This window comes from Mesorhizobium sp. P2_B11 (genome assembly GCF_056404855.1).
The window spans coordinates 1-11,593 of sequence record NZ_JBFUDF010000001.1 but is presented as its reverse complement, the minus strand read 5'-3'; the positions used below and the strand labels follow the sequence as shown (position 1 = coordinate 11,593).

General features: G+C 63.8%; 9 protein-coding genes. 6 read left to right on the top strand and 3 right to left on the bottom strand.

What is annotated here, in order from left to right; translation table 11 throughout:
- Window positions 1-17 precede the first annotated feature (17 nt).
- The 4 genes from uraH to xdhC all read left to right on the top strand — a co-directional run bounded on the left by uraH (window position 18) and on the right by xdhC (window position 5,316).
- Complete coding sequence (gene uraH / locus AC1DYJ_RS00045; RefSeq protein WP_477278852.1) at window positions 18-392, top strand: hydroxyisourate hydrolase; 375 nt, start codon at window positions 18-20, stop codon at window positions 390-392.
- Window positions 393-395: 3 nt separating this feature from the next.
- Window positions 396-1,877 (top strand): xanthine dehydrogenase small subunit, encoded by a 1,482-nt coding sequence (xdhA, locus tag AC1DYJ_RS00040; RefSeq protein WP_477278850.1) that lies wholly within the window; start codon window positions 396-398, stop codon window positions 1,875-1,877.
- Window positions 1,877-4,222, top strand: a complete 2,346-nt coding sequence (gene xdhB, locus AC1DYJ_RS00035; protein ID WP_477278848.1) for a xanthine dehydrogenase molybdopterin binding subunit — start codon at window positions 1,877-1,879, stop codon at window positions 4,220-4,222. The genes xdhA and xdhB overlap by 1 nt, the downstream gene beginning before the upstream one ends.
- Window positions 4,223-4,284: 62 nt before the next feature.
- Window positions 4,285-5,316 (top strand): xanthine dehydrogenase accessory protein XdhC, encoded by a 1,032-nt coding sequence (gene xdhC, locus AC1DYJ_RS00030; protein ID WP_477278846.1) that lies wholly within the window; start codon window positions 4,285-4,287, stop codon window positions 5,314-5,316.
- A gap of 6 nt (window positions 5,317-5,322) precedes the next feature.
- Here xdhC and AC1DYJ_RS00025 read toward each other — a convergent pair whose 3' ends face one another.
- The 3 genes from AC1DYJ_RS00025 to AC1DYJ_RS00015 all read right to left on the bottom strand — a co-directional run bounded on the left by AC1DYJ_RS00025 (window position 5,323) and on the right by AC1DYJ_RS00015 (window position 8,551).
- Window positions 5,323-6,573 carry an LLM class flavin-dependent oxidoreductase gene (locus tag AC1DYJ_RS00025; RefSeq protein ID WP_477278844.1) on the bottom strand — a complete coding sequence of 417 codons (1,251 nt, stop codon included), beginning with the start codon at window positions 6,571-6,573 and terminating at the stop codon, window positions 5,323-5,325.
- Complete coding sequence (locus tag AC1DYJ_RS00020; RefSeq protein WP_477278842.1) at window positions 6,570-7,511, bottom strand: LLM class flavin-dependent oxidoreductase; 942 nt, start codon at window positions 7,509-7,511, stop codon at window positions 6,570-6,572. Before AC1DYJ_RS00020 ends, AC1DYJ_RS00025 begins: the two co-directional genes overlap by 4 nt.
- Before the next feature lie 119 nt (window positions 7,512-7,630).
- On the bottom strand, window positions 7,631-8,551 hold the full coding sequence (locus AC1DYJ_RS00015) for a LysR family transcriptional regulator (RefSeq protein ID WP_112397109.1): 921 nt from the start codon (window positions 8,549-8,551) through the stop codon (window positions 7,631-7,633).
- A 138-nt stretch (window positions 8,552-8,689) separates the two neighbouring features.
- Here AC1DYJ_RS00015 and AC1DYJ_RS00010 point away from each other — a divergent pair, with 138 nt between their 5' ends.
- Together AC1DYJ_RS00010 and guaD are read left to right on the top strand one after the other, a co-directional pair.
- Window positions 8,690-9,907, top strand: a complete 1,218-nt coding sequence (locus AC1DYJ_RS00010; protein WP_477278840.1) for a urate hydroxylase PuuD — start codon at window positions 8,690-8,692, stop codon at window positions 9,905-9,907.
- Window positions 9,908-9,909: 2 nt separating this feature from the next.
- Window positions 9,910-11,226 carry a guanine deaminase gene (guaD, locus tag AC1DYJ_RS00005; RefSeq protein WP_477278838.1) on the top strand — a complete coding sequence of 439 codons (1,317 nt, stop codon included), beginning with the start codon at window positions 9,910-9,912 and terminating at the stop codon, window positions 11,224-11,226.
- Window positions 11,227-11,593: the final 367 nt, after the last annotated feature.

The window sequence follows — 11,593 nt, the reverse complement described above, 5'->3', positions numbered from 1 at the left end:
CGAAATGGGAGGCGCCAGTGGCAGAAACGTCGAAAGCCGATGGCGGACGTCTGACGACGCATGTGCTCGACACCGCGACCGGCAAGCCGGCAGCGGGCCTGTCGATCGCGCTCTATCACCTTGAGGGCGAGGCGCGGACACATCTGAAGACCGTTGTCACAAATGCCGACGGCCGCTGCGACGCGCCGCTTCTGGCGGGACCGGAATTCCGGCTTGGCGAATACGAACTGGTCTTCGCCGCCGGTGACTATCTGCGCGGCCAGGGCACAAAACTGCCGGAACCGGCCTTCCTCGACAGCGTGCCGATCCGCTTTGGTATGGCTGCATCCGTGCATTATCACGTGCCATTGCTTATCTCTCCCTACGGCTATTCGACCTACAGGGGGAGCTGAAGCATGGCCAAGATTTCCATACGCAACGAAATCCGCTTCATCCTCAACGGCACGGATGTCGCCCTGTCATCGGTGGCGCCCGACGCGACCTTGCTCGACTGGCTGCGGCTTGAGCGTTCGCTGCGCGGCACCAAGGAAGGCTGCGCCGAAGGCGATTGCGGCGCCTGTACGGTGCTGGTTGGAAAATTGTCCGCCGGCAAGCTGGTCTATGAGAGCGTCAATGCCTGCATCCGCTTCCTCGGTTCGCTCGACGCCACCCATGTCGTCACGGTCGAGCATCTGCGCGGTGCGCCCGGCCAGTTGCACCCGGTGCAGCAAGCGATGGTCGATTTCCATGGCTCGCAATGCGGCTTCTGCACGCCCGGCTTCGTCATGTCGCTCTATGGCCTGTGGATGAAGTCGCCGGACCCGTCGAATGCTGCGATCGAAAAGGCGCTGCAAGGCAATCTCTGCCGCTGCACCGGCTACGAAGCGATCATGCGCGCTGCGCACGCCATCTCCAGCTATGGCAAGGCGGCAAAGGATCCATTGGCGGCCGAGCGCAAGGCGATCACCGCAAGGCTCGAGGCCATGCGTGACGGCGCCCGTGTCGAGATCGGCGCCGGCAAGCAGCGGCTGGTGGTGCCGGCCAATGCCGACGACTTCGCCACCGTGCTGGACAAGGAACCCGGCGCCACTGTCGTCGCCGGCTCGACCGATGTCGGCCTCTGGGTCACCAAGCACATGCGCGACATCTCGCCGGTGGTTTTCATCGGCAATCTCGACGGGCTGTGCGACATCTCGGAAGACAATGACGTCATCACCATCGGCGCCGGCGTCACCTACACCGATGCCTTCGCGACACTGGCCAAGCCCATTCCGGCGCTCGGGCCATTGTTCGACCGCATCGGCGGCGAACAGGTGCGCAACATGGGCACGATCGGCGGCAACATCGCCAATGGCTCGCCGATCGGCGACACGCCGCCGCCACTGATCGCGCTTGGCGCGCAGCTGACGCTGCGCCGGGGCAAGAAGCGGCGCACGATCGCGCTCGAGGATTTCTTCATCGCCTATGGCAAGCAGGACCGGCAGCCTGGCGAATTCGTCGAGGCCGTGCATGTTCCCGTGCCGGCCAAGGGAACAAAGTTTGCCGTCTATAAGATCACCAAGCGCCGCGACGAGGACATCACGGCGGCTCTCGGCGCCTTTTTTCTCGATCTGGCCAAGGACGGTACGGTGGCCGATATCTGCATCGCCTATGGCGGCATGGCGGCGACGCCGAAGCGCGCTTTCGGTGTCGAAAAGGCGCTGCTCGGCAAGCCCTGGACGGAGGCGACGGTGGAGGCGGCGATGGCCGAATATGCCGGCGATTTCACACCGTTGACGGATATGCGCGCATCGGCCGAGTACCGGGCGCTTGCGGCCAAAAACCTTCTGCTGCGCTTCTTTGCCGAGACCAGCGGCACCAAGGCACCGATCCAGGTAACGCGGGACGAGGCAGCCTGATGAACAAACACGCTTCTCCCAACCTCAAGGCGCAGAAGATTGCCGGCGGCGTCGCCACCGACCAGCGCCATGATTCAGCGCACAAGCATGTCAGCGGCAGCGCCGTCTATATCGACGACATGCCGGAACCGGCAGGCATGCTGCATGGCTGCCTCGGCCTGTCCTCAGCGACACATGCGACGATTACCAAAATGGATCTGTCGGCGGTGCGCGCAGCGCCGGGCGTTGTCGATGTGCTGACGGCCAAGGACGTTCCGGGCGAGAATGATATCTCGCCGACCGGCCGTCATGACGAGCCGGTGCTGGCCGAAGACAAGGTGCAGTTTTACGGCCAGCCGATTTTCTACGTCATTGCCAGGACGCGCGAGGAGGCGCGCCGCGCCACGCGGCTGGCCAAGGTCGAATACAGCCAATTGCCGTTCGTCACCGACATTGGCGACCTCGATCCGCGCAAGGACAAATTGGTCACCCCGCCGCTGACCTTGAAGCGCGGCGATGCCGCTGCCGCGATCAAGGCGGCACCGCGCCGGCTGAAGGGCAAGATGCGTGTTGGCGGCCAGGAGCATTTTTATCTCGAAGGCCATATCGCGGTGGCCATTCCGGGCGAGGACCAGGACGTCACGATCTATTCCTCGACCCAGCATCCGAGCGAAGTGCAGCATATGGTGAGCCACGCGCTGGGCGTGCCGAGCAACGCCATCACGGTGGAAATCCGCCGCATGGGCGGCGGCTTCGGCGGCAAGGAAACGCAAGGCAACCAGTTTGCGGCATTGGCGGCGATCGCCGCGAAGAAACACCATCGTGCGGTGAAAATCCGACCCGACCGCGACGACGACATGATCGCCACCGGCAAGCGCCACGACTTCCTCGTCGACTACGAGGTCGGCTTCGACGATGACGGCAACATTTTGGGCGTCGACTTCATGTTCGCGGCGCGCTGCGGTTTTTCGTCGGACCTGTCAGGCCCGGTCACCGACCGTGCGCTGTTCCACTGCGACAACACCTATTTCTGGCCGGCCGTGCATGCGCAGTCAGCGCCGCTCTACACCAACACCGTGTCGAACACCGCCTTTCGCGGCTTCGGCGGCCCACAAGGCATGGTCGGCGCCGAACGGGTCATCGACGAGGTCGCCTTTGCCGTCGGCAAGGACCCGCTCGATATCCGCAAGCAGAATTTCTATGGCACGTCGGATCGAAACGTCACGCCCTATCACCAGACGGTCGAGGACAACATCATCCATCGCATCGTCGCCGAGTTGGAGGCGAGCGCCGACTATGCAAGCCGCCGCCGCATCATTCAGGCCTTCAACGCCAACAGCCGCTTCATCAAGCGCGGCCTGGCGCTGACGCCGGTCAAATTCGGCATCTCGTTCACCGCCACACACTACAACCAGGCTGGCGCGCTGGTGCATGTCTACACCGACGGTTCCGTGCATCTGAACCATGGCGGCACCGAGATGGGGCAAGGCCTCTACGTCAAGGTGGCGCAGGTGGTGGCGGAGGAATTCCAGATCGACCTCGACCAGGTCAAGATCACCGCGACGACGACCGGCAAGGTGCCCAACACCTCGGCCACCGCAGCGTCGTCCGGCACCGACCTCAACGGCATGGCGGCGCAAAACGGCGCCCGCCAGATCAAGGACCGGCTGACCGATTTCGCCGCTGAAAAATACCAGGTACCGCGCGACCAGGTGCTGTTCCTGCCCAACCGCGTGCGCATCGGCAATCAGGAGATCGCCTTCGCCGACCTCGTCAAGCAGGCCTATATGGCCCGCATCCAGCTGTCGGCGGCGGGCTTTTACAAGACGCCGAAAATCCACTGGAACCGCGACAAGGGCGAGGGCCGCCCCTTCTACTACTTCGCCTATGGCGCCTCGTGCTCGGAAGTCTCGGTCGACACGCTGACCGGCGAATATGTGGTCGAACGCACCGACATCTTGCACGACACCGGTCGCTCGCTGAACCGCGCCATCGATATCGGCCAGATCGAGGGCGGCTTCATCCAGGGCATGGGCTGGCTGACGACGGAGGAACTGTGGTGGGATGACAAGGGCCGGCTGCGCACGCACGCGCCGTCGACCTACAAGATCCCGCTCGCTTCCGACCGGCCGAAGATCTTCAACGTGACGCTTGCCGACTGGCCGGAGGCCAACGAACCGACGGTGCACCGCTCCAAGGCGGTCGGCGAACCGCCCTTCCCGCTCGGCATGTCGGTGCTGCATGCACTGTCGGACGCGGTGGCGAGCGTTGCCGATCACAAGGTCTGTCCGCGTCTCGACGCGCCGGCAACGCCCGAGCGCGTGCTGATGGCTATCGAGCGGCTGAGAGCGGCCAAACCGGCCTGATTGGGCCAAAACGTGCAATTTGGGGCACAAAACGCTATATTTCCCGAGTGGGAATGCAGACGATGAACTCGAAAGTGCAAAGCCTCAGAGCTTTTCTCGCCAGCGCCGGCCGGCTTGCCCTGGTCGAAGTGGCGGGCACCAAAGGCTCGACTCCGCGCGAGAAGGGCGCCTTAATGCTCGTCTCGCAAGCGGCGATTTTCGGCACGATCGGCGGCGGCCAGCTCGAATATATGGCGATCGACAAGGCCAGGCAGATGCTAGCGTCCTCACCCTCCCCCTTGTGGGGAGGGTCGGCCGGCAAAGCCGCCCGGGGTGGGGGTGCGGACGATCGTGCCACGCTACCCCCGCCCCGTTTCGCTGACGCCGCTTCGCGGCGTCCGCTCACCGACCCTCCCCACAAGGGGGAGGGTAAAAAGGAAGCCCGCATTGCGGTCGACGAAGTCTGCGCCACGCTCGACGTGCCGCTCGGGCCGGAAATCGGCCAGTGCTGTGGCGGCCGTGTTGAAGTCTTGATCCGTCTGGTCGATGCAACGCTCGCCGGCGAATTGATTGCGGCGGCCGAGGCAGAAGAAGCCCATTTGCCGCATGTCTATATCTTCGGTGGCGGCCATGTCGGCCAGGCGCTGGCTGCGACCATTGCGCTGCTGCCTGTCCATGCCGTCGTCATCGAGACCCGTGCCGAGGCGCTGGAAGGCATGCCGGAAACCGTCGAGACGCGGCTGACGCCGATGCCGGAGGCCGAAGTACGCAAAGCACCCGCGGGCACCGGTTTCGCCATCCTCACGCATGATCATGCGCTGGATTTCCTCATCGTCGCCGAGGCGCTGAAGCGCGACGATGCGGCCTATGTCGGCATGATCGGCTCGAAGACCAAGAAGGCGACGTTCAAGAACTGGTTCCTGAAATCGGCGGAGGGCACGGAGGCTGAGTTCGCGCGTCTCGTCTCGCCAATCGGTGGCGATGCGGTCAAGGACAAGCGCCCACCGGTGATCGCGGCGCTTGCTGCAGCGGAAATCATGACGGCGCTGGTCGTTCACAACGCGGCACCAGCGGTAAGCCAGCCGGTGCGGCAAGATAAAGTGGTAGCCGGCTAATCTTTTCTATCCCGGACGCTTCAAGCCGAGATGCTCGCGCAGCGTGCTGCCCTCGTATTCCCGGCGGAACAGCCCGCGTGGCTGCAGTTCCGGCACCACGAGATCGCAAAAGGCATCGAGCTCGCCGGGGAAGTATGACGGCATGACATTGAAGCCGTCCGCGCCGCCGCCTTCGAACCGCGCCTGCAATTCATCCGCGACCTGCGCCGGCGTACCGACGATGCGCCAATGGCCGCGCGCGCCGGCAAAATGACGGGCAAGCTGGCGGATCGACAGGCCGTCGCGGCGCGATTGCTCGACCACCAGCGCCTGACGGCTCTTCATGCCCTCGGTCTCCGGCAGTTCGGGCATGGGTCCGTCGATCGGATAGCGCCCGAGGTCGGAGATGCTGAGATAGCTGGACAGCAGCGCCACCCCGACATCGTCTGGGATCAGCGCCTGCAACTCCTCGTGTTTCTCCCGGGCTTCGGCCTCGGTTTCCGCCACCACGGGCGACACGCCAGGCATGATCTTGATGTCGTCAGGCTCGCGGCCATAGGCCGCCATGCGCCCCTTGAGATCGTCGTAAAAGGCCTTGGCTTCCTCGAAAGTCTGCGCGGCCGTGAACACCACGTCCGCAGTGCGGGCAGCAAGGTCGCGGCCGACATCCGAGGCGCCTGCCTGCACCATCACCGGCGCCCCTTGCGGCGAGCGCGGCAGGTCGAGCGGATCGCGCACCGAAAAACTCTGGCCGTCATGGCCGGGAAAGCCGGAGCCTTGCCAAAGTCCTGACACCACCTCGGCGAATTCACGCGCGCGCTCATAGCGGTCGGCATGCGGCTTGAGGCCCGTCGCGCCGAAATTGGCGGCTTCGATGGGGCTTGCCGACGTCACCAGATTCCAGCCGGCGCGACCGCCGCTCAAGTGATTGAGTGACAGAAAAGTCCGCGCAAGGCCGTAGGGCTCGTTGTAGCTGGTCGAGGCCGTCGAGACGATGCCGATGCGGCTGGTCTGGACGGCAAGCGCCGACAGCAGGCTGATCGGCTCGAAGCCGATCGACCGTGAGGTCTGGCTGGCAATGCCGACATTGGCCTCGCGCAGGCCGGCGGCATCCTCGCAGAAGATCATGTCGAACTTCGCCGCTTCCGCCGTGCGCGCCAACTGGATGTAGTGGTCGATGTCGATGCCGGCGGTGACATGCGCCTTGGGGTGACGCCAGGCGGCGATGTGGTGGCCCGTCGCCCACAGGAAGGCGCCGAGCTTCATCTGGCGGGTCATTGGTCGCCTCCGGCAAGTCCGAGGTGCCCGCGCAACGTTGTCTCACGATAGCCTTCTCGGACGAGGCCACGGCGCCGCAGCTTCGGCAGCACACGGTCGACGAAACCGTCGAGGGCCGAGATCGACATTGTGATGTTGAACCCATCGCAGCTTTTCGCGCGAAACAACTCTTCCAGCCTGTCGGGATCGAGGTCTGGCCCGCTGACATTCAAAAGCGTCTTCACGACATCCGGCTTGCGTCCGCGGGCCGCGACACGGCGCTTCAGATCGTCATGGCGCGTCTTGGCGTCTTCGGCCTCGTCCAGCAGGACGACATCGGCGCTGCGGGCAGCAAGATCGAAGGCTCGCTCCGACACACCGGACATCACCAGCACCGGCCTATCCTGCGGCGAGCGCGCGACATTGAGCGGGCCGCGCACCGAAAAGAACTCACCCTTGTGGTCGAGCAGATGCATCTTTTCGGGGTCATGAAAGCGGCCGCCGCTTTTGTCGAACAGCAGCGCATCCGCATCCCAGCCCTGCCACAGACCCCTGACAATGCCGACATACTCCTCGGTGCGGCGATGGAAAACGTCGTCCGAAAAGCCTTCCGGACGGCTAAGATTGGCCGCTTCGCGCGGCGCCTGTGCCATGGTCGCGTGCCAGCCCGCGCGGCCATGGCTGATAATGTCGAGCGAGGCAAAGCGGCGCGCCAGATTGTAGGGTTGGTGGGTGACAGTGGAAGCCGCGGCAACAAGGCCGATCCGGCTCGTCACCATCGCCAGCGCCGCCAGCAAGGTCGTCGCTTCGAAAGGGCTCGACCCCGCGCCGTCCGGCGCGGAATCATCTAGGAAGATCATGTCCACCCCGGCTGCCTCCGCCTCCTTGGCAAAACCGGCGAGGTCGCTGAAAGCGAGCGGCTGCCCGGAAGCAATGTTGAGCGAAACGGCGAGATGCATATGGTTTGCTCGTCAGTCGGCGCGGAGCCATCGACCATGGGGTACGCAAACCTAAGGTCGCCTGCGTGTAAGGCAACCCTTGCGACTGGGCCAAGACCCTGTCACTTGCCGGCCAGCCCCTATTTGCCCGCCAGCAAATCCTTGATCAGCCGCTGGCAGCGCTCGGCCATGAAGTCGAGCAGCAGGCGCACTTTGGGGTCCTGCAGCTTCTTGTGCGGATAGACGGCAGCGAACTGCACCGGGGTCGGCGGTGTGCTGGCCAGGATGACCTGCAGCCGCCGGTCGCGGATGAACGGCTCGACCTCGAAGCGCGGCTTGTTGATGATGCCGCGTCCCGACAGCGCCCAGCCGGTCAGCACGTCGCCATCGTCGGTGTCGTAGGGGCCGTGCACCTCGAACTTCTGCGGGCCGGACGGCGTCTGCAGCGTCCAGACATATTCGCGCGCCCCGGAATAGCGCAGCATCAGGCAATCGTGCTTCTTGCCGATCAGTTCTTGCGGCTCCACCGGTTCGCCGCGCGCCTCCAGATATTTCGGCGCGGCCACCAGCACACGCTCGCATTCCATGATGCCACGCATGCGCAAGCTGGAATCCTCGATGATGCCGAGCTTGAAAGCGACGTCGATGCCTTCCTTCATGATATCGATATTGTGGTCGGAGAGCCTGAGCCGCACCTCGATGTCGGGGTATTTGTCGTGGAAATCGGGAATGCCCGAGGCCACCAGCCGGCGGCCGAGGCCGAGCGGCGCGGTGACCCGGATGGTGCCGCGCGGCTGGCCGGAAAGCGCGGAGACCGCCGCTTCCGCCTCGGTGATCGCCTCCAGCACCTGCTTGGCGCCGGAATAGAACACGTTGCCATGCTCGGTTGGCATCAATTGCCTGGTCGTGCGGTTGAACAGCCGCACGCCAAGGTGCTTTTCCAGTTCCTTGATGCGGTTGGAGGCGACCGCCGGCGAAATGCGCATGTCGCGGCCCGCAGCCGACAGATTGCCAAGCTCGACGACGCGAACGAAGACGGCAATGTTGTCGAGATAGGCCATAAGGCTTCGTGGCTCTCAAACGGCTGCGTAGGACCAGACTAGTATTTTCCATTTTTTTTTGAAAGTCATCGTACACCTCGCCTCTTTTCGTTTGCGTACCACACCGTAAAGTCAACCGAACGGCAGGGACGATTTCAAATGATGGATTTCGCGATTTTCTGGGACTGGCTGAGTTTTGCCGTGCGCTGGCTGCACGTCGTCACCGGCATCGCGTGGATCGGCTCGTCGTTCTATTTCGTCGCGCTCGATCTTGGCCTGCGCCAGCGCCCCGGCATGCCGGTCGGAGCCTTCGGCGAGGAATGGCAGGTGCATGGCGGCGGCTTCTACCACATCCAGAAGTATCTGGTGGCGCCGGCCGAGATGCCGGAGCACCTGACCTGGTTCAAATGGGAATCCTACGCCACCTGGCTGTCCGGCTTCGCCATGCTGTGCGTGGTCTATTATGCCGGCGCCGACCTGTTCCTGATCGATCCCAATGTGCTGCCGATGTCGGTGCCGGTCGGTATCCTGTTGTCGATGGCCACGATCGGTGTCGGCTGGGTGGTCTATGATCTGCTCTGCCGCTCGCCGCTCGGCAAAAGCGACACCGCCCTGATGCTGGTGCTCTACGGCGTGCTGGTGTTCATCGCCTGGGGGCTGACGCATCTGTTCACCGGCCGCGCCGCTTTCCTGCATCTCGGCGCCATCACCGCCACGATCATGTCTGCCAATGTCTTCATGGTGATCATTCCCAACCAGAAGATCGTCGTTGCCGACCTCATTGCCGGCCGCAAGCCTGACCCGAAATACGGCAAGATCGCCAAGCAGCGCTCGCTGCACAACAATTACCTGACGCTGCCCGTGCTGTTCCTGATGCTGTCGAACCACTATCCGCTGGCGTTTGGCACCGAGTTCAACTGGGTCATCGCCTCGCTGGTGTTCATCATCGGCGTGTTGATCCGGCACTATTTCAACACCGTTCACAAGCGTGCCGGCAACCCGCACTGGACCTGGATGGCGGCTGCCGTGCTGTTCCTCATCATCATCTGGCTGTCGACGGCGCCGAAGATACTGACCGGCGAGCCCAAGGCTTCCGCCGCGGCCGAGGTCTACATCGCCTCTTCGCATTTCCCGGCGGTGCGCGACACCGTGCTTGGCCGCTGTTCGATGTGCCATGCGGCCGAGCCGGTCTATGAAGGCATCTACCATGCGCCGAAGGGCGTGATGCTCGACACCGATGCCGGCATTGCCGAGCATGCGCGCGAGATCTACCTCCAGGCCGGACGCAGCCACGCCATGCCGCCGGCCAACATCACCCAGATCAGCGACAAGGAGCGGGCGCTGCTGGTCGCCTGGTTCGAAGGCGCAGGGAAATAAGCATGACCCCTACACTTCTGCGCGGCCGCACGCTGAGCTTTTTGCGCTGGCCCGAAGCAATCGACGACCATGCCGCCTGGCGCTACGAGGAGGATGGCGGCCTTTTGATCCGCGACGGCCGGATCGTCGCTGCCGGCGCCTATGCGCACGTCGAGAAACAGGCCGGCGAAGGCGTAAAGAAAATCGACCACCGGCCGCATCTGCTGCTGCCGGGCTTCATCGACGCGCATGTGCATTTCCCGCAGATGCAGGTCATCGCCTCCTATGGCGCCGAACTGCTCGACTGGCTGAATACCTATACCTTCCCGGAAGAGACCAAATTCGCCAATGCCCAGCATGGCCGCCGCATCGCACGGCTGTTCCTGGACGAGATGGTGCGCCATGGCACGACGACGGTCGCTGCCTACTGCTCGGTGCACAAGGCGTCCGCCGAAGCCTTCTTCGCCGAGTCGCATGACCGAAACATGCTCAACATTGCCGGCAAGGTGATGATGGATCGCAATGCGCCGGCGGGCGTGCTCGACACACCGCAATCCGGCTATGACGACACCAAGGCACTGATTGCGGAATGGCACGGCAAGGGGCGGCAGCACTATGCGATCACGCCGCGCTTCGCCATCACCTCGTCGCCCGAACAGCTTGAGATGTCGGGCGCGCTCTGCCGCGAACATCCCGATTTGCACATGCAGACGCATCTGTCGGAAAACCACGCCGAGATCGCCTTTACCCAAAAACTCTATCCGCAGGCGCGCGACTACACCGACGTCTATGAGATGTACGGGCTGCTGGGACCCAAGAGCCTGTTCGGCCACTGCATCCATCTGTCCGAGCGCGAGGCCGATGTATTGTCGGAGTCCGGCTCGGTCGCAGTGTTCTGCCCGACCTCGAACCTGTTCCTCGGCTCCGGCCTGTTCGACTACCAGCGCTTCCGCCGCCGCGACAAGCCGCTGCGCATCGCCGCGGCCACCGATGTCGGCGGCGGCACTAACTACTCTATGCTGCGCACCATGGACGAAGGCTACAAGGTGATCGCGCTGAATGGCGAAAAGCTGAACCCGTTCCAGTCCTTCTGGCAGGTCACGCGCGGCAATGCCGAGGCGCTGTCGGTGGCGGGCAAGGTCGGCACGCTGGATGAGGGCACCGACGCCGACATCACCGTACTCGACGCCCGCGCGACACCGGCGATGCGGCTCAGGATGGAGACGGTCGAGACGCTGGCCGAGGAACTGTTCCTGTTGCAGACGCTGGGCGACGACCGCGCGGTGCGCGAGGTCTATGTCGCGGGAAGGCCGGCGAAGAGTGATATGATCGCGGGGTGAGACCCGCCCCCGAGGGGAGAGCACCGCAGCTCGACGGAGTGGGCCGATCTTCGCGCGGAACAAGATGATGATTGCGCCTGGTTGCCAGGTGGTTCCCCCACTCCGTCGCTGCTTCGCAGCGCCACCTTGTATCTACACGAGAGAGATTTCGTGGGATTGAAGCGATTGAGCCAAGGTCCGGGCGGCCGCCCGGACCTTGGCTTGGCGAAGTCGCCCGTACCACCTGAGGTTACAGCCGCGGGAGAGCTTGGGATCTTCGCCGTCGTCACGCACGACCGAACAGTCGCTTGGTTCCAACCGTACGCACAAGGCAGGTTACCGTGAACAGGATCATTTGTGGAGTTGATGTTTCCAAGGATTGGCTGGA

What these genes read in the sequence shown, in the direction of transcription:
- xdhA (WP_477278850.1), top strand. Translation starts at nt 396, where the DNA reads ATGGCCAAGATTTCCATACGCAACGAAATCCGCTTCATCCTCAACGGC.
- xdhB (WP_477278848.1), top strand. Translation starts at nt 1,877, where the DNA reads ATGAACAAACACGCTTCTCCCAACCTCAAGGCGCAGAAGATTGCCGGC.
- xdhC (WP_477278846.1), top strand. Translation starts at nt 4,285, where the DNA reads ATGAACTCGAAAGTGCAAAGCCTCAGAGCTTTTCTCGCCAGCGCCGGC.
- AC1DYJ_RS00025 (WP_477278844.1), bottom strand. Translation starts at nt 6,573, where the DNA reads ATGACCCGCCAGATGAAGCTCGGCGCCTTCCTGTGGGCGACGGGCCAC.
- AC1DYJ_RS00020 (WP_477278842.1), bottom strand. Translation starts at nt 7,511, where the DNA reads ATGCATCTCGCCGTTTCGCTCAACATTGCTTCCGGGCAGCCGCTCGCT.
- AC1DYJ_RS00015 (WP_112397109.1), bottom strand. Translation starts at nt 8,551, where the DNA reads ATGGCCTATCTCGACAACATTGCCGTCTTCGTTCGCGTCGTCGAGCTT.
- AC1DYJ_RS00010 (WP_477278840.1), top strand. Translation starts at nt 8,690, where the DNA reads ATGATGGATTTCGCGATTTTCTGGGACTGGCTGAGTTTTGCCGTGCGC.
- guaD (WP_477278838.1), top strand. Translation starts at nt 9,910, where the DNA reads ATGACCCCTACACTTCTGCGCGGCCGCACGCTGAGCTTTTTGCGCTGG.